Annotated in this window: 19 protein-coding genes; 10 read left to right on the top strand and 9 right to left on the bottom strand. The window is 64.1% G+C overall.

Annotated features, from left to right (window positions below):
- Positions 1-48 precede the first annotated feature (48 nt).
- Positions 49-729 (bottom strand): DUF1345 domain-containing protein, encoded by a 681-nt coding sequence (locus tag JJC00_RS37250; protein ID WP_200470676.1) that lies wholly within the window; start codon positions 727-729, stop codon positions 49-51.
- 223 nt (positions 730-952) lie between these two features.
- On the bottom strand, positions 953-1,876 hold the full coding sequence (locus JJC00_RS37245; protein WP_200470675.1) for a polyprenyl synthetase family protein: 924 nt from the start codon (positions 1,874-1,876) through the stop codon (positions 953-955).
- Positions 1,877-2,036: 160 nt separating this feature from the next.
- Here JJC00_RS37245 and mtgA point away from each other — a divergent pair, with 160 nt between their 5' ends.
- The 3 genes from mtgA to JJC00_RS37230 all read left to right on the top strand — a co-directional run bounded on the left by mtgA (position 2,037) and on the right by JJC00_RS37230 (position 3,856).
- Positions 2,037-2,711 (top strand): monofunctional biosynthetic peptidoglycan transglycosylase, encoded by a 675-nt coding sequence (gene mtgA, locus JJC00_RS37240; protein WP_200474362.1) that lies wholly within the window; start codon positions 2,037-2,039, stop codon positions 2,709-2,711.
- Positions 2,712-2,873: 162 nt separating this feature from the next.
- Positions 2,874-3,056 (top strand): 50S ribosomal protein L32, encoded by a 183-nt coding sequence (gene rpmF / locus JJC00_RS37235; RefSeq protein ID WP_007598106.1) that lies wholly within the window; start codon positions 2,874-2,876, stop codon positions 3,054-3,056.
- A gap of 158 nt (positions 3,057-3,214) precedes the next feature.
- Positions 3,215-3,856, top strand: coding sequence for a hypothetical protein (locus JJC00_RS37230; RefSeq protein WP_200470674.1), 642 nt, complete (start codon positions 3,215-3,217; stop codon positions 3,854-3,856).
- A 6-nt stretch (positions 3,857-3,862) separates the two neighbouring features.
- Here the strand turns inward: JJC00_RS37230 and JJC00_RS37225 are convergent, their stop codons facing one another.
- A complete protein-coding gene (locus tag JJC00_RS37225; protein ID WP_200474361.1) occupies positions 3,863-4,123 on the bottom strand; it encodes a hypothetical protein in 261 nt (86 codons plus the stop codon).
- 219 nt (positions 4,124-4,342) lie between these two features.
- Between JJC00_RS37225 and JJC00_RS37220 the strand changes: the two genes are divergently transcribed.
- Positions 4,343-6,037, top strand: coding sequence for a bifunctional diguanylate cyclase/phosphodiesterase (locus tag JJC00_RS37220; RefSeq protein ID WP_200470673.1), 1,695 nt, complete (start codon positions 4,343-4,345; stop codon positions 6,035-6,037).
- A gap of 10 nt (positions 6,038-6,047) precedes the next feature.
- Here JJC00_RS37220 and JJC00_RS37215 read toward each other — a convergent pair whose 3' ends face one another.
- Positions 6,048-6,416 carry an antibiotic biosynthesis monooxygenase family protein gene (locus JJC00_RS37215; protein WP_200470672.1) on the bottom strand — a complete coding sequence of 123 codons (369 nt, stop codon included), beginning with the start codon at positions 6,414-6,416 and terminating at the stop codon, positions 6,048-6,050.
- A gap of 97 nt (positions 6,417-6,513) precedes the next feature.
- Between JJC00_RS37215 and JJC00_RS37210 the strand changes: the two genes are divergently transcribed.
- Positions 6,514-6,978: a MarR family winged helix-turn-helix transcriptional regulator gene (locus JJC00_RS37210; RefSeq protein WP_200470671.1), complete on the top strand. Its 465-nt coding sequence runs from the start codon at positions 6,514-6,516 to the stop codon at positions 6,976-6,978.
- A gap of 12 nt (positions 6,979-6,990) precedes the next feature.
- Here the strand turns inward: JJC00_RS37210 and JJC00_RS37205 are convergent, their stop codons facing one another.
- From JJC00_RS37205 to JJC00_RS37190, 4 genes are all read right to left on the bottom strand, one after another.
- The gene (locus JJC00_RS37205) at positions 6,991-9,858 is read right to left on the bottom strand and encodes a PAS-domain containing protein (RefSeq protein WP_200470670.1); all 2,868 of its coding nucleotides are present in this window, start codon (positions 9,856-9,858) and stop codon (positions 6,991-6,993) included.
- 172 nt (positions 9,859-10,030) lie between these two features.
- Positions 10,031-10,906: an acyl-CoA acyltransferase gene (locus JJC00_RS37200; RefSeq protein ID WP_200470669.1), complete on the bottom strand. Its 876-nt coding sequence runs from the start codon at positions 10,904-10,906 to the stop codon at positions 10,031-10,033.
- A 36-nt stretch (positions 10,907-10,942) separates the two neighbouring features.
- Complete coding sequence (locus JJC00_RS37195) at positions 10,943-11,923, bottom strand: amino acid--[acyl-carrier-protein] ligase (RefSeq protein ID WP_200470668.1); 981 nt, start codon at positions 11,921-11,923, stop codon at positions 10,943-10,945.
- Between the two features lie 54 nt (positions 11,924-11,977).
- Positions 11,978-13,195, bottom strand: coding sequence for an acyl-CoA dehydrogenase family protein (locus JJC00_RS37190; protein ID WP_200470667.1), 1,218 nt, complete (start codon positions 13,193-13,195; stop codon positions 11,978-11,980).
- 358 nt (positions 13,196-13,553) lie between these two features.
- On the opposite strand from JJC00_RS37190, the gene JJC00_RS37185 reads away from it, so the two are divergent.
- The 3 genes from JJC00_RS37185 to mtnA all read left to right on the top strand — a co-directional run bounded on the left by JJC00_RS37185 (position 13,554) and on the right by mtnA (position 15,938).
- Positions 13,554-13,826 (top strand): phosphopantetheine-binding protein, encoded by a 273-nt coding sequence (locus JJC00_RS37185; RefSeq protein WP_200470666.1) that lies wholly within the window; start codon positions 13,554-13,556, stop codon positions 13,824-13,826.
- Positions 13,827-13,934: 108 nt separating this feature from the next.
- The gene (locus JJC00_RS37180; protein ID WP_200470665.1) at positions 13,935-14,810 is read left to right on the top strand and encodes an S-methyl-5'-thioadenosine phosphorylase; all 876 of its coding nucleotides are present in this window, start codon (positions 13,935-13,937) and stop codon (positions 14,808-14,810) included.
- 18 nt (positions 14,811-14,828) lie between these two features.
- A complete protein-coding gene (gene mtnA / locus JJC00_RS37175) occupies positions 14,829-15,938 on the top strand; it encodes an S-methyl-5-thioribose-1-phosphate isomerase (protein WP_200470664.1) in 1,110 nt (369 codons plus the stop codon).
- Positions 15,939-16,058: 120 nt separating this feature from the next.
- Here mtnA and JJC00_RS37170 read toward each other — a convergent pair whose 3' ends face one another.
- Positions 16,059-16,694 carry an HAD-IA family hydrolase gene (locus JJC00_RS37170; RefSeq protein WP_200474360.1) on the bottom strand — a complete coding sequence of 212 codons (636 nt, stop codon included), beginning with the start codon at positions 16,692-16,694 and terminating at the stop codon, positions 16,059-16,061.
- Between the two features lie 110 nt (positions 16,695-16,804).
- Here JJC00_RS37170 and JJC00_RS37165 point away from each other — a divergent pair, with 110 nt between their 5' ends.
- Together JJC00_RS37165 and JJC00_RS37160 are read left to right on the top strand one after the other, a co-directional pair.
- On the top strand, positions 16,805-17,563 hold the full coding sequence (locus JJC00_RS37165; protein WP_200470663.1) for a S1 family peptidase: 759 nt from the start codon (positions 16,805-16,807) through the stop codon (positions 17,561-17,563).
- Between the two features lie 119 nt (positions 17,564-17,682).
- Entirely contained in the window at positions 17,683-19,185 is a 1,503-nt protein-coding gene (locus JJC00_RS37160; RefSeq protein WP_200470662.1) for a flavin-containing monooxygenase, read from the top strand.
- The last annotated feature ends 53 nt before the right edge of the window (positions 19,186-19,238 follow it).

Here is a 19,238-nt window from a genome sequence, read left to right as displayed (position 1 = left end):
TGCTTCGCCCGCCATTATCCCAGCGAAGCCGGGACAATGGCGCGGGGATCATGTCGCGATCGCGCTCGCCGCGATGTTCACCGTCAGCGCCAGCAGGGCCGTGTTGTAGACGAAGGACACGATGCCGTGCGCCGTGGCAGTGCGGCGGATGGTCTTGTCGGTGATGCCGACGTCGGAGACCTGTGCGGTCATGCCGATCACGAACGAGAAATAGACGAAGTCCCAATAGTCGGCGTGGTCTTCCTTGCCGCCGCTGGGGAATTGCAAGCCGCCCAGCGGGTGACGGTAATAATCATGGGCGTAGTGCAGCGCGAAGGTCGTATGCACGGCGGCCCAGGACAGCGCGATGGTCGCGATGGCGATCGTCAGCTCCGCGGCGCCGCGGTGCGGCGTGCCTAGCTCATAGACGATCGCGGCAATGCTGGCGAACGCGCCGAATGCCGTCACCAGCAGGATCACGAAGCGGCCGTCGTCCTCCATCGCGGCACTGCGCCGGATGTGCTGGTGGTCGTTGCACAGCATCATCGCATAGACCAGCAGGAGATAGACCGCGATCAGCGCATCCCAGCCGAACAAGGACCTGGTCACCAGCCGATACGATCCCGGCAGCAGCAGGCCGACCAGGATGCCGGCCCCCAGTGCGATGAAGGTCCGCGGCCGCGCATAGATCAGCCGCATCGGCCGCGACATCTGGCGGAAGCGGACGAGGACGGGATCTTCTTTTTCCATGCAGATCGTCCGATCAGACCTGAGCGGCATCGTAGGTGCGCTCCCTCCCCCGCTTGCGGCGGAGGGGTGGGGAGAGGGTGTCTCCACAATCGAGAACCCCCAAGAGGAGAGAACCCTCACCCGCGCCTTCGGCATAGCCGAGGCTCCGCCTCGGCGTCTCTTAAGAACGGCCGCCGAAGGCGGCCTGTGCTCTCCCGCGAGCGGGAGAGGTGAAAGCCCGACGTCAGTTCTTTCGCTCGGCGACGAAGCGCGCGGCGGCTTGCAGCACGGCGGCGCGATCGCCGAAGATCGAGACGGCGCTGTCGGCGCGCGCGAGCAGATCACGCACGCGCTGCTTGGCGCCTTCGATGCCGAGCTGGGTGACGAAGGTGGTCTTGCCGAGTGCTGCGTCCTGGCCCGAGGGTTTGCCAAGCGCTGCCGCATCGCCTTCGACGTCGAGCAGATCATCGGCGATCTGGAAGGCTTCGCCGAGCGCGCGGCCGTAATCGTCGAGCGCCTGATATTCTTTCTGCGAGGCTTGGCCGAGGATCGCGCCGGCGATGCAGCCATAGCGCAGCAGCGCGCCGGTCTTCATCTGCTGAATACGGGCGACATCGACCGGCTCGTGGCCGCCGAAGCGGCCTTCGCCGGCGAGATCGAGGATCTGGCCGCCGACCATGCCGCCGATGCCGGCGCAGCGGGCCAGCGCCCGCGTCAGCAGCAGCCGCACATTGGCGTCGCGATGGATCTCGTCGCGGGTGACGATGTCGAAGGCGATCGTCAAAAGACCGTCGCCGGCAAGGATCGCGGTGGCGTCATCGGTCTGCTTGTGCAGGGTGGGGCGGCCGCGCCGCAGGTCCGAATTGTCCATCGCCGGCAGATCGTCATGGATCAGCGAATAGCAATGGATGCATTCGAGCGCGGCGCCCACGAGCAGCGCCGCTTCGCGCGGCACCCCGAACACGGCCGCGCTCTCGACCACCAGGAACGGCCGCAGGCGCTTGCCGCCATTCAGGCTCGAATAGCGCATTGCGTCCATCAGTCGCTTGGGACGGGCGATCTCATCGTGCAGGATGTCGTCCGACAGCAGGCGCCCGAGCAGGGCCTCGGTGTCATCAGCGGTCTTGTCCAGACGCTTGGCGAAATCGGACGGGGACGTGCCGGTCATCAAGAAGGGCTCCAGAACTGAAATTCGCGGGACAATCCTTTATGAGCCGGCCTCAGTCAATCGTTTGGAAGGCCTAAAAAGTGCTGGAAAACGCCCGAATTATCACAGACTTAATGGCGGGATCCGCGGCAGCGTTTCAGTTTGCGCCGGAAAGGTCGATTTGCGCATCGTCAAAATCCTGCTGCTGGCGCTCGCGGTCGTAGCTCTCGCGCCCTACGTGGTCGCGCCGTTCTACCGCACCGGCTATCCGGTTTCGACGCTGATGGCCTGGCGCTCGCTGACGGGCGCGCCGATGCATCGGGAATGGATCGATCTGGCGGCGATGTCGCCGTATGTGCCGCGCTCGGTCGTGGCGGCCGAGGACGCCCATTTCTGCAAGCACCACGGCATCGACTGGGGCGCGCTGCGCGAGGCGATCGACGACGCCAAGGAGGACGGTACGCCGTTCCGTGGCGCCTCCACCGTCACCCAGCAGGTCGCGAAAAACCTGTTCCTCTGGCAAGGGCGGGATTTTGTCCGCAAGGCGCTGGAATTCCCGCTGGCGCTCTGGATCGATTTCGTCCTGCCCAAGCACCGGATCCTGGAAATTTACCTCAACATCGCCGAGCTCGGCCCGCAGGGCCAGTTTGGCGTGGAGACGGGCAGCGCCTATGCTTTCGGCAAGTCGGCTGGCAACCTCTCCCCCCGGGAAGCCGCTCTTTTGGCCTCGATCCTGCCGAATCCGGTCAAACGCAGTGCCAGAACCCCGGGACCGGGCGTCCGGCGGCTGGCCGGGACCTATGTGGCAAGGGCGCAGGCCTCGTCGCTTTTGACCTGCTGGCGGGAAAATCGCTGATTTCGGGCCCCTTTCGGGCGTATTTTCCGGCCCCAGAACCCTAGCTTTACGGCCGGCCTTCCTCTATAAGCCCGGCCTTGATTGGCATTTCGCTCGCCCCGTTTGGGTGCTGAGCCGTCCTCGGACGATGCCCTGAAACACCAATCCCTAGAGGATATTGAAATGGCCGTTCCGAGAAGAAAAACCTCGCCGTCGCGCCGTGGCATGCGCCGCTCGGCAGATGCCATCAAGAAGCCGACCTATGTGGAAGACAAGGACTCCGGTGAGCTCCGTCGTCCGCACCATCTCGACCTCAAGACCGGCATGTACAAGGGCCGTCAGGTCCTGAAGAAGAAAGAGTCCTGAGCCAGGACTTCTTCTCAGGCAGGGTTATCCTCAATCAGGATGACGTGACATGCCTGATTTCGGCCAATCCATGAGATATGACGGTGACGGCGGCGGAGCGAATGCTTCGCCGTCGCATTGTCTTGCCCGGACATCTTGATCGAGAAGGCGCTTTGCCGATGGTCGGTTTCCCGCTGCTTCTGATTCCGCTCGCGGTCTACAACATCATCGCATTTCTGATGCCCAGCGTGTCGTTCTCGGACGTGCTGTTCAAGGTGCCGATGATTACCGGCGAGACCTGGCCGGTCACGCTTGCCGATCTGCTGCTGGCGCTTGGCGTGTTGTTACTGTTGCTCGAAGTGGTCAAGGGCGCGCGGCCCGGCGCGAAATTCCTGATGGATCATCTGCTGTCGCTGATCCTGTTCGGCGCGGCCGCGGCCGAATTCGTGATGTGGCCCAAATTCGGCAACTCCACTTATTTCCTGCTGGTGCTGCTTGCGATGGCCGATTTCCTCGGCGGCATCGCCCAACGCGCACGCCGCCGCATCGCCTACGTCGCCGCAGAGACGGTGGCGGTGCCGCGCAAGTCCAAGCGCCAGGCCGAAGCGCCGCCACCAGCGACGGTGTTCGAGCCGAAGCTCGGTCCCGTGCCTGCACCGCAGCCCGAATCGCCGCCCGCACCCTCAGCGCAGTCGGTTGCCGAATCCGTTTTGAAGGATCACCCCGCGCCAAAGCCGGGCATCGTGGCGTCGCCGGAAATTCCCTCGCCGCATTTGCAGCCGGGCAACGGCACGCCGTCTTCGCCCGAAGAGCCGCGCTGATCGACGCTACGCCACCTGACGCGTGCGTGAGGTGACGCTAGGAAGTGGACGCTTGCCGCCATAAGCCATGCGCGCGTCCTCGGACGAGCCGCAGCGCAGCCGGCTTGGCTGGGGCAGATGCTCGGCATTGGCGATCAGCTGGGTGACGAAGCTCGGGTCGGGCCGCGTCAGCGGCACCTTGCGGACCCACTGCAAAACCGGCGTCAAAGGGACCAGCGCGGTACTCGCTTCCCGCGTTGTCTCTTCGATCTGATCCACACTCACCATCGCAACACCGCTAATCCGGTTGAACTGGCGCGTTTTGGGACGTTGGCGCCGGTGCATGTGATGGTCTCGCAAGGCTTATGCCGGTCGAGCCTATTTCGTTCCGGGGCGCTCGAAAACGTGGTTTCCAAATTGTTTATGAACTTGGCCTAGGGTCGGAGGCGAATCTGGCCGTATCCTGTGCCGGCTCAGGACTCCCCGCTGTCCCGAAACGAGGCGCTTTTGACCCCCGCATTGCCGCAAGCCTCCGAGATCCTGGCCGCCCTCGGCCAAGCCGTGTTTGTCTGGGATATCGCCAGCGACGCCATCATCTGGGGCGAGCAGGCCGGCGCCATCTTCCCCGGCATTCCGGCCGAGCGGCTCGCGACCGGCGCCGAGTTCGCCAAGCTTATCGAGCCCGCGCAGTCGCTGCGGAGCGCGGCGCTTGCGCAGACATCCGCCGTGCACGGCACCGACGGCACGCCTTATCGGGTGGAATACGGCGTGCGCATGAGCGCCTCCGATCCCGTGGTCTGGATCGAGGAGACCGGCCGCTGGTTCGCCGGTGCCGACGGCCGCCCGATGCGCGCGATCGGCTCCGTCCGCATCAACAATGAGCGGCACGCCCGCGACGAGGAGCTGACCAAGCTTGCCCGGCTTGATCCCCTGACCGGCGAGCTCAACCGTTCCCATCTGATTGCGGCGCTCGCCGAAGCGATCGAGGAGACGAGCCGCTTCCGCTCGACCGCAGCCTTCATGCTGGTCGGCATCGATCATCTCGCCCGCGTCAACGACGCCTTCGGCTTCGACGTGGCCGATGCCGTCATCCTCGACGTCGCCAAGCGCATTCGCGCGCGCCTGCGCGGTGGTGACGTGCTCGGCCGATTCTCGGGCAACAAGTTCGGCCTGATCCTGAAGAACTGCACCGTCGACGACATGAACGTTGCCGCCGAGCGCTTTCTCGCCGGCGTCCGTGACGATGTGGTGCCGACCAAATCCGGCCCGGTCTCGGTCACCGTCTCGATCGGCGCGGTCAGCCTGCCGCGCTATGCCCGCAACACCGATGAGGCGATCAACCGCGCCCACGAGACGCTGGATGGCGCCAAGCGCCGCCGCGCCGGCTCGTTCGCCGCCTGGCGCCCGAATGCCGAGCGCGACGCGCAGCGCCGCGTCAACATTCGTGTTACCGACGAGATCGTCACCGCGCTGAACGAGCGCCGCATCAAGCTCGCCTACGAGCCGGTGGTGTCGACTGCCTCGCGGGAGGGCGCATTCCACGAATGCCTGGTGCGGATGGACCAGGGTGATGGCCAGGTGCTGCTCGCGCCCGACATCGTGCCGGTGGCCGAGCGGCTCGGCCTCATCCGCCTGGTCGATCACCGCGTGCTCGAGCTCGTGGTCGCCGAGCTCGCGGCCGCGCCCGACATCCGCCTCAGCCTCAACATCTCGCCCGATACCACGATGGATCCCGACTGGTGGGCCGGAATCGAATCGCTGATGCGCGCCCATCCAGGCGTCGCCGAACGCTTGATCGTGGAGATCACCGAGACGGTTGCGATCCAGGACATCGACGACGTCCGCGCCTTCGTCGGCCGCCTCAAAAATTTCGGTAGCCGTATCGCCATCGACGATTTCGGCGCCGGCTACACCTCGTTCCGCAATTTGCGCAAGCTCGGCGTCGATATCGTCAAGATCGACGGCGCCTTCGTCCAGAACATCACTCACTCCGCCGACGACCGCGCCTTCGTGCAGACTTTGATCGACCTCGCCCGCCGCCTCGACATCAAGACCGTCGCCGAATGGGTCCAGGACGAGGAGGCCGCCATCATGCTGCGCGACTGGGGCTGCGACTACATCCAGGGCCGCCTGATTGGCCTCGCCTCAGCCGAGCGCCCGTGGGCCGGTCCGCTGGACAGCGCGCTGCCTGCGGCAAGCTGAGCGAACGCAGCTACGCCACGCAAATGCCGGGTACCGCGACCTTCTGAAACAGATGCGGGCTTGCGACGGCGGATGCGGGGTAGACGGCGATCTTCGCCCGGAATTCAGGATGCGTGAACGCCGCGCGGAAATGCGCGTTGGATTCCCAGACCGCATAATTGAGATAGGTCGGATTGTCGCCGACGGCGCGGTGAAGCTGGGTCGAGATGAAGCCCGGCTGCCGCTTCATGAAAGCCGCATCGTCCTGCCAGCTCGTCAGGAAGCTCTGTTCATCCGCGGCATCGAGCGTGAACAAATTGACCAGCACCACGGGGCCGGCGTCGAGCGCGATCTGGCGGTCGATCGGGAAGCTCGGGTCGAGCGGGCGCATCTGCGGCATGGTATCACTCCGTTCGTTTTGGTGTTATGATGTCAATTCGACAATCCACGATATATGAAATTGACACGATAGTGTCAATACGGAATAATGATTTCAAATGAATAAAGCCGTACGAACCCCAGCGGGCGAAGCCTTGACCGGCTTCATCCTTGACCTGTTCCGGGCCAATAGCCTGCTGCTGACCGCCGGCGACCGGCTGGTGGCCTCGCTCGGCCTCACCAGCGCGCGCTGGCAGATATTGGGGGCAATCGTCGATGCCGAGCGCCCCGAGCCGGTCGCCTGGCTGGCGCGCAATCTCGGCGCCAATCGCCAGAACGTGCAGCGGATCGTCAACGACCTCGAGCGGGATGGTCTTGTTGCGTTCGAGGCCAATCCGCATCATCGCCGGGCGCAGCTTGTAGTCCTGACCGACAAGGGCAGGCAGGTCTACGATGCGGCCGGTCGCCTGCAGGTCCCGTGGGTCAATGGTCTGGCAGATGGCTTGTCAGTGAAGGAGATCGAGACGACCCATCGCGTCATCAGTGTTCTACGCGATCGGCTCGAGGGAGTCGGCGAGGACTGATTACGTCGCGCCTCACGCCACGCGGCGGACCGCGTTCAGCGTCTCGATGGTCAATCCCACCTCGGCTGCCGGACAGGGCTTGCCGAAATAGTATCCCTGCACCGCGGTGCAGCCGCATTCGCGGACGAATTCGAGCTGCTCCACCGTCTCGACGCCCTCCGCCGTGGTCTCGACGCCGAGCACGGAGCCGAGGCTCGCGATGGTGCGGACGATGGCGACGCTCTCCGGACTCTCGCCGAGTGTGCCGACGAAGGAGCGGTCGATCTTGATGCGGTCGAACGGAAATTTGCGCAAATAGCTCAGCGAAGAATAGCCGACGCCGAAATCGTCGAGGCTGACGCGCACGCCGAGGGCGCGGAGCTGGTGCAGGATCTCGATCGTCGCTTCGCTGTCATCGAGCAGCGCCGTCTCGGTGACCTCGAGCTCGAGCCGTTGCGGCGGCAGGCCGGCTTCCGCCAGCGCGCTCGTCACCATCGCCACCAGTCCGCGCGAGCGGAACTGCACCGGCGACAGATTGACTGCGACCGTGACATCCGGCCATGAGGCCGCTGTGGCGCAGGCGGTGCGCAGCACCCACTCGCCGATCGGAACGATCAACCCGTTCTCTTCGGCGATCGGAATGAATTCGGCCGGCGAGACGAAGCCGCGTGACGGATGCTTCCAGCGCAGCAGCGCTTCGAACCCGGTCAGCTCGGTGGTGTCGAGCCGCACCTGCGGCTGGAACACCAGATGGAATTGGTTGGCTTCCAGTGCGCCGCGCAGATCGTGCTCCAGCGCGTGCCGGCGGCGCGCCTCTTCTTCCATCTCAGGCTCGAATAGCTGATACGCGCCGCGTCCCTTGGCCTTGGCCTGGTACAGCGCGAGATCAGCGCATTTCATCAGCTCGTCGGCGTCGAGGCCGTGGTCGGGCGCGATCGCGATCCCGACCGAGACGCCGACATGGATCGGCTGGCTTTCCAGCGGCGGCGGATGGCCGATGATCTCGACCAGCTGTCGTGCAAGCCGCTCCGCCGATTGCGGCTGCGGTCCGCGCTGGAGCACGGCAAACTCGTCGCCGCCGAGACGGGCGACGGTGTCGTGCTCGCCGACATTCTCCTTCAGCCGTGCCGCGACCCAGCGCAGCAACCGGTCGCCGGCGGCGTGGCCGAGCCGGTCGTTGACAGTCTTGAAATTATCGAGGTCGAAGCACAAGACGGCCATAGCGCCGCCGGCGATCGCGACCTGGTTCAGCCCCTCGCCCATCTTTTCGCGGAACAGCGTGCGGTTGGGCAGGTCGGTGAGCGAATCGTGCTGCGCCATGTGCGCGACCCGGGCCTGGGCCTTGTGACGCTCGGTGACGTCCTCGTAGGTGACGACCCAGCCGCCATGCTCCATCCGCTTGTGGTTGAGCTTGATGATGCGGCCGTCGTTCAAATGGCGGTGCAGCGTGTGCTCGCCCTCGCGCAGTCGTTCGACATAGTCGGCATAGATCTTGGCGGCGGTGGTGTTCGGATGGATACCGAGATCGCAGCTGTGCTCCATGATCTTGCGCATCGAGATGCCGGGCTTCACGACCTCGGGCGACAGGCCGTGCATCTCGATGTAGCGACGGTTGCAGACGATCATGCGCAGGTTCGAATCGAGCATGCACAGGCCGTGGCTCATGTTGTTCAGCGCCGCGTCGAAGCGACGATACTGCTCGCTCAGCTCTTCGACCGCGTGTTCGCGCTCGGTGATGTCCTCGTAGGTGGCGACGAAGCCGCCCTCGGGCAGCGCGCAATAGCGCACCGAGATCACCGTGTTGTTGGTCATGCTCCGCCGCATCGGCGAGGAGTCGCGGCTTTCGATCCGCGCGCGGGCGGCTTCGACAATCTGTTGTGGGCTGTGCTCCGATGCGAAAGCGCCGTTCGCCATCGACCGCTCGATCAGCTCGGAGAGATGCGTGCCGGGCGCGCTTTCCTCCGGCGAGAGCCGGTAGATCTTCTGGTAGGTGGTGTTGCAGATGCGCAGGCGCATGTCGCTGCCGTAGAAGGCTAGGCCATGAGCCATGTTCTCCAGCGCGGCATCCAGCATGAGGTTTTGCTGCTTCAGCGTCTCCTCGTGCTGCAGCCGCTCGGTGACGTCTTCATGTACGGTAACCCAGCCGCCGTCGGGCATGAACCGCGATACGGCCTGTACCCTGCGGCCGTCATGGCGCGTCACGAGAACGGTTTTCGGGCTCCTGGTCCGGACGTCCTTCATTCGGGCATCGCGGAACTCGTCCCCGGGCAAGTCCGCTCTGTTGCCGCGCGACAGCCAGTGGTCGATGGCCGCGCCGTGCGAGAGACCCGGCTTCACGACGTTGGGGTCGAGGTCGTAGAATTGCAGAAAGCGCTCGTTGCAGACGACGACACGGCCATCGGCATCGTACATGATGAGACCGTGCGACATGTGCGCGAGAGCGTGCTGGCTGCGCTCGGTCTGAAGCTGCAGCTCGGTCTCGAGCCGGGCGAGGCGGCTGACATCGTCGCAGATCGTCATCCAGCCGCCGTCGGGAAGCGGCTTCAGTTCGAGCGTGATGACAAGGCCGCTGGCGAGCGTCTGCCGGGTATGGAACGGCCTGCCAGCCGCGATCAATGCAATCCGCGCAGCGTAGAGCGCATCGAGCTCGTTCGCCGGGATGTTCCCGCGCGCCATGCTGTGGGCGAGCACGTCGCGGTAGTGCGTTCCGAGCCGGACGATATCGGCCGACATGTCGAACAGCTCGATATAACGGCGGTTGACCAGCACGATCCGGTTGTCGGCATCGTAAACGCAGACGCCCTGCTCGATGCCGTCGAGCGCAAGCTGGCCGAGCGAGAGCAGGGCCTCTTGGCCTTGCTCGCGGTGCGCACTGAGCTCGTTGTCGCGGGTCGACGTCATGGAATCAGCGGGATCTCGGTGGCAATAGACTAACGCAACGTAATTCAGCCCCTGAGCGTAGCGAAGAGGCGGGAAAATTCCCTTAAGCGCCGTAGTTTACGGAGGGTGACTGGTGATGAAGAGAGGCCTCGCACCCAGCAACAGATCCCGGTGTCGTGCGCGCGTACCGCCTCTACGGCCCGTACAGCACCAGTTCCGTATCCGTGAGGTCGGCCAAGCGCGGACGATGCGGGCCCTTGAAATATTTGCGGCCGCGCCGCTCGGTATAAATGCCGACAAGGCCGGGGATGGGCTCGTTTGAATCGACGATCACCGAGATCTTGCCCAGCCGCAACAGCAGCCGGCCGATGCGGCCGGCGCAGGCGGCGTATTCGGCGGCGCTGCGACAGTAGATCAGTTGCATCACCGGCGGCGCGATGAAACCGCGGCGGATGCGCACCGATTGCAGGATAAAGGGGAAGACGCCCTTCGGCGTGCGGCAAACCAGGCTCAGGCAACTGTAGCGCGCGTGGCGGGTCAGCAGCTCGGTCTCTTCGTCGGATAGCCCCTCGATCTGCTTGGTATGCTGCGAGATAACCTCGATCTTGCTCCAGCGCGGGGCGCGCGACAGTGCCGGCACTGAGAAGAACAGGCCGCGGCAATAGGCGCGAAAGCCCTGTGTCTCGATGATCGGCCAGGTTCGCGGCGCCGGGCTGATGTTGAGGTACGTCACATGCTTGTGCCGCTGCGCGATCTTGGTGAGCAGCGACGCGTAATTGCGGTAGGCCGGCTCGACATACCAGCTCGACAGATTGCACTGGATGGCGGTCTCCTCGCTGTCCTTGCGCGTGGTGTAGATCAGCAGCAGCACGCCGACCGGCTCGCCGTCATTGTCGAGCATGTAGCCGAAGCGGGGATAGCCATCCGGCACGGGCCGGAAGGCCTGCCGGCGCAGACCCTGGATCCAATAGTTGCGCGAGCGGCCGACGAAGCCACGCGTCAGCAGGTCTGCGACCGCATCGACGTCGGCTTCGGTGATCTCGCGGCATCGGACCTTGGTATGGATCACGCTCGTCTTGCCCGTGGAAATAGTCGGCCTCTTACCTTAGCGCCAGCCTTCGCCGTGGGCGTCGGCCGCGACCTGCGGCTGTAGGCCCAGAATGTCCTGCACCTTGGCGGGCCAGGCGGAAAGATCAGTGCCGTGGGTGTGGAACATCGCGACCGCCAGGCGATCCATGCCGAACGCGACGCAGCCGGTGTGCGCGGGCTCGCCATTGGCGTCCTGGATGCCCCAGGTCGTGCCGAAATGTTCGCGGTGATAGTTGAAGCTCATGCAGGCGGTCGGCTGCTCTTCCGAGCGCAGCGGGATCAGGAGCTCGAACTTGAGCTGCTGCTGCTTCTGGCTTACCGCCTTCATCTGGCCGACGCGGCCGAAGAAGGGGTCGCTGGCATAGTCGACGCGGAAGGTCAGGCCGAGATCGGTCGCGATCGCCTGCGCGCGCACCATCCAGCGCTCGCGGAAATCGGCGACGTCATCGGGCGTGCCGATGCAGACATATTCGCGCATCCGGAACGATTGCAGCCGGTCGAGATGCTTTGACGGCTCACGACGGAAGCAGTCGGCAGCGACGTCGAAGCGCAGGCCGCCCTTCGGCAGCTGGCCTCGGCTCGCCGCGATCGGATAGACGGGATAGCAGGCCGCCGGCGACAGCACGAGGTCGGCCGGCGAGAGCGACGAAGTCCAGTCGCCGCCGGCATCGAAGCGGCTCACCGCGGCGTTGATCTCGCGTTCGGTGCCATGCAGGCCGCAGACGCAGCCGAGCAGGTTCGGAAAGCTCTTGAGGTAGCCGGACTTTTCCAGCTGGGCGCGGCTCATCACCGGCGGGAAGCGCATCACCTCGGTGCCGGCTTCGCGATTGCTGGTGATCAGCGCGGCGAGCTTCTCGACGATGCCCTCATAGAGCGCGGTACGGGCGTAAACGCCGTCCGAGCCCATGCGGTGGAACAGCTTGTCGGCGAGATGATCGAGCGGATCGACGATCTGCGGTGCGGTCTCGGGCGAATTGGGGAGGACGGCAATGTTCATGGTTCGATGTCCTGCTATCTCGAAATTGTTGTTGTTGATTTGGTCGCCAAGCACTTAGTCGCGAAGGCTCGTCGGCACGCCGCTCATCAGGGTCGAGGTGGCGGCATTGGCCAGAATGCGATCGTTGTTGATCATGATCGGCGACGACAGCACGTCGCGAAGATGGCGCCCCATCGTGAACTCGCCGTCGTTACGATAGCCGGACAGGCCCGCAGTGCGCATCGCATGCATCACGGTCTCGACCGCGAGCTCCGAGGCCTGCACTTTCAACAGCGTGATCGAGGATTGGAAGTCGAGCGAGCTGAGCGCGCGCTCGTCATGTTCGGCGCGAGCGAAGGCGTCGAGATTGGCCGCGATCAGCGCGCGCAGTTTCGCCAGCGACATTTTCGCGGCGGTGAAGTGCGCGGCCGCCGGCGGCATCTGATCACCGGAGGTGCGGGCCGCCTTGCGAACGAATGCCTGCGCACGCGTGACCGAGGCGGCGGCAATACCGGCCCAGGTCGACGACCAGCACAGATGCGCGAACGGCGTCATGGTCTGCGCGTGGATCTTGTCATAGGCTTCCGGGAAGACCCGGTCGGCGGGGCAATCGACCTTCAGCTCGAAGCCGGTCGAGCAGGTGCCGCGCATGCCAAGCGTTTCCCAGCCCTGCGTCTGCTTGAGCGAATAATCGTCCTTGGCGAGCGCCAGCAGCACCTGGTCGGAAGCCGCGGCCTCGGTGGCGCGGCGGGCGATGGTGACGAGGCCGTCGGCTTGGGCGCCGTAGGAGATCACTGTGGCGTCGCGTACCAGCGAGACGGTGTCGCCGGCGTGGTCGACCGCGGCCGCGCTGGCGCGGATGTTGCCGCCGTTCTGGCCTTCGGTGGTGGAGGAGGCGAGCAGCCACTGGTCGCGAGCGACCCGGCGCATGACGGTTTCCATCCAGGGAATACCGTGGCCATGCCTGACGACGCAGGCGACCTTGGTCTGGTGCATTGCGTAGATCATCGCGGTCGAGGCGCAGGCGCGCCCGAGCGTGTAGCAGATGTCGGTGACGTCGTAGATCGATGCGCCGAAGCCGCCGAACTCGACCGGGATCATGACGCCGAGCAGCTTTTGCTCACGCGCGGCATCGAATGCCTTGTGCGGGAAGCGGGCGTCGCGATCGACGCCATCGGCGTCGGCCGCAGCCACGCTGGCGGTGCGCATCGCGCGCTCGACCAAAGAGGGGCCGTGCTCGAGAAGGCTCGGCTGCGTTTCGTCGACAGTGAGGACTGCTTCACGCACGTTCATGCTTGTCCGCCTCCGCTTCGTCGTTAGGGATCGCCGGCATCATTCGCGATGCCGCAGCAGCGATCCTTCGACCATCTTTGCTTATGAGACGAGGCTACGGATTTAATTCAAATTCGTCGATGAAATAGAGGGTAAACGAAGTCACATTCCGAGCGAACAGTTAAGGTCGGGTTGTTCGCATGACCCGAATTTCCGCGGCCGCGTTAGGGTTCTGGAAGAAGCCTGAATTCCAGACAATCTGAGTCATCGTTTACTAAGAAACGCGAAGTAATGGTGACGCCCATTGCGGGATCGCTCTGCCGTGCCCATCGTACCCGGCAACCGGCCCGACCTTTTAGAGACACATGGGAATTTGCCGATGCAGGCCTTCGATACCGATTTGCGCAATCGCATCACCAAGCTGGTGAAGGGCATCCTCGCGCAGAACTCGCTCGCCGCCGATGTCACGCCGTCGACGAAACTCGTCGATGCCGGCCTGACCTCGATGGACATGGTCAATCTGATGCTGGGCGTCGAAGCCGAGTTCGACTTCACGATTCCGCAAACCGAGATCACGCCGGAGAATTTCCAGTCCGTCGAGACGCTGGAGCGGATGGTTGCCACCCAGCTGAAGCTGGCAACCGCGGCTTAGGTTAAGTATACCCCGCCTCCCCCCAGGGTCCCACCACCCCGTTCCAAAACCTCCGCAAAACTGGCATAGCTTAACCATGTCGCACGTAGCTGACAGGGTGGAGCAGGCATGACGCAGGCGGTATTGGGCATCATCGGCGGCTCCGGCATCTACGATTTGCCGGGGCTCGAGAGCGCGCACGAAGCGGTGATCAAGAGCCCCTGGGGCGAGTCGTCGGCGCCGGTACGACGTGGCACCATCGCAGGCCTGCCGATCGTGTTCCTGCCGCGCCATGACAAGGGCCACCGCCTGTCACCCTCCGACATCAACTACCGCGCCAATATCGACGTGCTGAAGCGGGCCGGCGTCACCGACCTGATCTCGCTGTCGGCTTGCGGTTCCTTCAAGGAAGAGATGCCGCCCGGCACCTTCGTTCTCGTCGACCAGTTCGTCGACCGCACCCACAAGCGCGAGAGCTCATTCTTCGGCAAAGGCTGCGTTGCGCATGTCTCGATGGCGCATCCGGTCTCGCCGCGGCTGCGGATTCACCTTGCCGCGGCGGCCGGGGCCGAGGGCATCGCGATCGCGCGGGGCGGCACCTATGTCTGCATGGAGGGGCCGCAATTCTCCACTTATGCGGAGAGCATGACCTACAAGACGCTGGGCTATTCCGTGATCGGCATGACCAACATGCCCGAAGCAAAACTCGCCCGCGAGGCCGAGATTTGCTACGCGACCGTCGCGATGGTGACGGATTTCGACTGCTGGCATCCCGATCACGACGCTGTCACCGTGCAGGATATCATCCGCGTGCTGACGTCCAACGCCGACAAGGCCAAGGCGCTGGTGGCTCGCCTTGCCAAGGATTTTCCGCGCGAGCATGAACCGTGCCCGATCGGCTCGGACCGTGCACTCGACACCGCGCTGATCACCGCGTCCGAAGCGCGCGATCCCGAGCTTCTGAAGAAGCTCGACGCAGTGGCCGGGCGCATCCTGCGCGGTTGAGACGAAAGGCAGAATGCCATGAAGGTCGACGGCAAACATTTCCGCAGCATCTGGCGCGAGCGCGACGGCTGGTCGGTCGGCGCGATCGACCAGCGCAGGCTGCCGCATGAATTCATCGTTGCAAAGCTGACCTCGTGCGAAGACGCGGCAGTTGCGATCCGCGACATGCTGGTTCGTGGCGCACCGCTGATCGGCGCGACGGCGGCTTATGGCATGGCACTTGCGATGCGCGAGGATGCCTCCGATGCGGGCCTGAAGCGCGCCTACGACACGCTGGTCGTGGCGCGGCCGACCGCGATCAATCTGAAATGGGCGCTGGACGAGATGCGCGCGACGCTTGCGCCGATCGATCCGGTCGAACGTGCGGAAGCGGCGTACGCCCGCGCCGACGAGATCGTCGAGCAGGATGTCGAGATCAACCGTGGTATCGCCGCCAACGGTTTTGCACTGATCGAGGCGATCGTCGCGAAGAAGCGACCGGGCGAAACCGTCAACGTGCTGACCCACTGCAACGCCGGCTGGCTTGCCACCGTCGACTGGGGCACCGCGACGGCGCCGATCTATCTTGCGCATGAGCGCGGCATCAAGGTCCATGTCTGGGTCGACGAGACCCGCCCGCGCAATCAGGGCGCTTCGCTCACCGCCTGGGAGCTCGGTCATCACGGCGTGCCGCACACGGTGATCCCCGACAACACCGGCGGGCATCTGATGCAGCATGGCATGGTCGATCTCGCCATTGTCGGCACCGATCGCGTCGCCGCCAATGGTGACGTCTGCAACAAGATCGGGACTTATCTGAAGGCGCTCGCCGCACATGACAACGGCGTGCCGTTCTACGTCGCGCTGCCGTCGCCGACGATCGATTTCGCGGTCGATGACGGTATCCGGGATATCCCGATTGAGCAGCGCAGCGGCACTGAGGTCACCGACATGACCGGCCGCACGGCCGATGGTCGATTGGAAACGGTGCGCATCGTGCCGCAGGGTTCGCCGGTCGCAAACTATGCCTTCGACGTGACGCCGGCGCGCCTCGTCACCGGCCTGATCACCGAGCGCGGCGTGTTGAAGCCCGGCCGCGCCTCGCTGGCGGCTGCATTTCCAGAGCGGATCGCCCGAGCGGAGGAGTAGGTTTGCTTCGGTGATATCGCGCTACAGCCGTCATTGCGAGCGCAGCGAAGCAATCCAGAGTCCCTCCGCGGAAAGATTCTGGATTGCTTCGCTGCGCTCGCAATGACGGAGAATGATGCGCTACTGCAGCGTCACCCCCGTCGCCGCCTCGAGTTCGGCGATCGCCTGCGCGCCGCTCGTGACCTTGATCGTGGTCATGCCCATCTCGCGCGCGGGCTTCAAATTGACACCGAGGTCGTCGAGATAAACGCAGTTCTTCGGATCGACCTTCAGCGTCTCGACCATCAGCTGGTAAATGCGTGGGTCCGGCTTACGCAGGCCAATTTTGGCGGATTCGATGACGTGGTCGAACAGCACCATCACCTCGGCGACGTAGAGCGAGCGCCCGGTCATGCTGCCGATTGCGTTGGCCGGCAAATTGTTGGTGATGCAGCCGGTCTTGAATTGTGCCTTGATGCGCTTCAGGGCCTCGATCATCTCGGGACGCAGATCGCCTTGAAGCAATGGTAGCACGTCGCGTCCGCGTACCTCGGCGCCGAGCGCCAGTGATTCCACCGCGAACAAACGATCGAACGTCTCGATATCGACCTCGGCGCGCTCGAATTTGGCCCAGGCGTTTTCCAGATGGTTGGCGGCGTTGGTACGCCGGATGATGTCGACGGGCAGGCCACGCTCGGTCTCGAACCGCGAGAACGCCTCGAACGGCGAGCTCGTCAACACGCCGCCAAAATCAAAGATCACGGCCTCGATCGTCACCATCCTGCCCTCGTCAATTCCTTTCCAAGAGGGCTAGCATGCGCTATCGGCAAGGGCCAGTCCGAAGCAATCGCGTATCACCATCGATGCCGACGCCCGAGCGTGTTTCCATGAAGAAGCTTGCAACTCTCATCATATCCGCGCTGCTGCTCGCCACGCCCGCCTATGCCGTCGTCGGCGGCGGCACGCCGCAGACCGACGGCGTCGCGCGCGCGGTCGTCACCATCGTGGGCTCGCGCGGCAATTTCTGCACCGGCAGCCTGATCGCGCCGAAACTGGTGCTCACTGTCGCGCACTGCGTGCAGCCCGGCGCAGACTACAAGATCGTCGATCGCAGCGCCGACGGCGCGCCACAGCTGCTGAACGTGCGCACTGTCGTGATCCATCCCGGCTTCAACATGCAGGCGATGCAGGCGCATCGCGCCACCGCCGACGTGGCATTGCTGCAACTGGAAATTCCACTCAAGGGAAAATCGACGGTGCCGGTCGGTATGCCGAATATTCCAATCCGGGTTGGCAGCCGCTTCACCATCGCCGGTATCGGCGTCGCCGTACGCGGCGATGGCAAGAGCGGTGGCGCGACGCGGGTCGCCGGTCTCGTTGCCACCGGCCAGCCCGGCACGTTCCAGATACGCCTGGTCGATCCCGTAACCAACGGTGTTCGCGACGGAATCGGCGCCTGCACCGGCGATTCCGGCGGTCCGGGGTTCGAGGACAGGCCGAACGGTGCCGTGCTTGTCGGCGTCATCAGCTGGTCCACGGGACCGAACGGCGCCGCGGGCTGCGGCGGATTGACCGGCGTCACGCCGCTCACACTCTATCGGGACTGGATCTTGCAGATCGCGCGGAGCTGGGGCGCGGCGTTGTAGTTTGACCGCGACTTGATCTATGTCATTTTGCAGAGGAAGCGCGAAAGGCGACCGCGCCCGTCGCGGAGGAAACGCGTCGCCATCAAGGCGGCCTGAAATGACAAGGCATAGAAGCAACAATGAATGTCGCTGTTCGCAGTCGCGCCACGGCCAAACAGGCTTCAGAACATTTCGACGTGCTGATCGTCGGCGCAGGTATCTCCGGCATCGGTAGCGCCTATCACGTCACGAAGCAGCTTCCGGGCACGAGCTACGTCATCCTGGAGACGCAGGCGACGTTCGGCGGCACCTGGAGCACGCATCGCTATCCCGGCATCCGCTCTGATAGCGATCTCCATACCTTCGGCTATAGCTTCAAGCCCTGGGTCGGGCCGCCGATCGCGACCGCGGACGAAATCCTCGCCTACATGAACGAGGTGATCGACGACAACGATATCGCCCGCCATATCCGCTACAAGCACAAGATCAACTCGGCGAGCTGGTCGAGCGAACAGAATCTCTGGACCATCGAGGCGGTGACGACAGACACCGGTGAGGCGAAGACCTTCACCGCCAACTTCCTCTGGATGTGCCAGGGCTATTACCGCCATTCGGAGGGCTACACCCCGGAATGGAAGGGCACGGATCGCTTCAAGGGTCGTATCGTTCACCCGCAGACCTGGCCGGACGATATCGACCTCGCAGGCAAGAAGGTCGTCGTGATCGGCTCGGGCGCAACCGCGGCGACGCTGGTGCCGAACATTGCCGACAAATGCGCACACGTCACCATGCTGCAGCGCTCGCCGACCTATTTCCGCCTCGGCCGCAACGCCATCGAGATCGCCGAGGAATTGCGCCGGCTCCAGGTCGACGAGGCCTGGATCCACGAGATCGTTCGCCGCAAGATCCTGTTCGAGCAGGATGCGTTCACAAAGCTCTGCCTGTCCAAGCCGGAACAGGTGAAGAAGGAGCTGATCGGCCAGATCAGCGCGGTGCTCGGTCCTGACTACGACGTCGAGACGCATTTCACGCCGAGCTACCGGCCGTGGCGGCAGCGCATCGCCTTCGTGCCCGATGCCGACCTCTTCAAGGGCATCGCCAGCGGCAAGGCCTCGGTCGTCACCGACGAGATCGAATGCTTCGTCGAGAACGGCATCCAGCTCAAATCCGGCAAGCTGCTGGAGGCCGATGTCATCGTTACCGCGACCGGCTTCAAGCTCTCGGCGCTCGGCGACATTGCCTTCGAGATCGACGGCAAGCCACTCGCCTTCGGCGACACCGTGACCTATCGCGGCATGATGTTCACAGGCGTGCCGAATATGGTCTGGGTGTTCGGCTATTTCCGTGCGAGCTGGACGCTGCGTGTGGATCTCGTTGCGGATTTCGTCTGCCGGCTGCTCGGCCACATGAAGGCGAAGGGCAGCAAGAAGGTCGAGGTGAGCTTGCGCGCCGAAGACCACAACATGCCGATCCTGCCCTGGATCGATCCTGAGAACTTCAACCCCGGCTACATCATGCGCAATATGAACCTGCTGCCCAAACGCGGCGACAAGCCGGAATGGCAGCACAGCCAGGATTACTGGACCGAGAAGGACGAGATCCCGAAGACGGATCTGGATGACAAGGCATTTGTGTACGGGTGAGGGGGCAAGGGACCGCTACACCAACTACGAGGTGAGCAGCGTCCCAACTCATC

It is taken from the genome of Bradyrhizobium diazoefficiens (assembly GCF_016616885.1).
Taxonomy (GTDB): Bacteria; Pseudomonadota; Alphaproteobacteria; order Rhizobiales; family Xanthobacteraceae; genus Bradyrhizobium; species Bradyrhizobium diazoefficiens_F.
The sequence above is the reverse complement of the archived record's forward strand: the minus strand, read 5'-3'. Positions and strand labels throughout refer to the sequence as shown.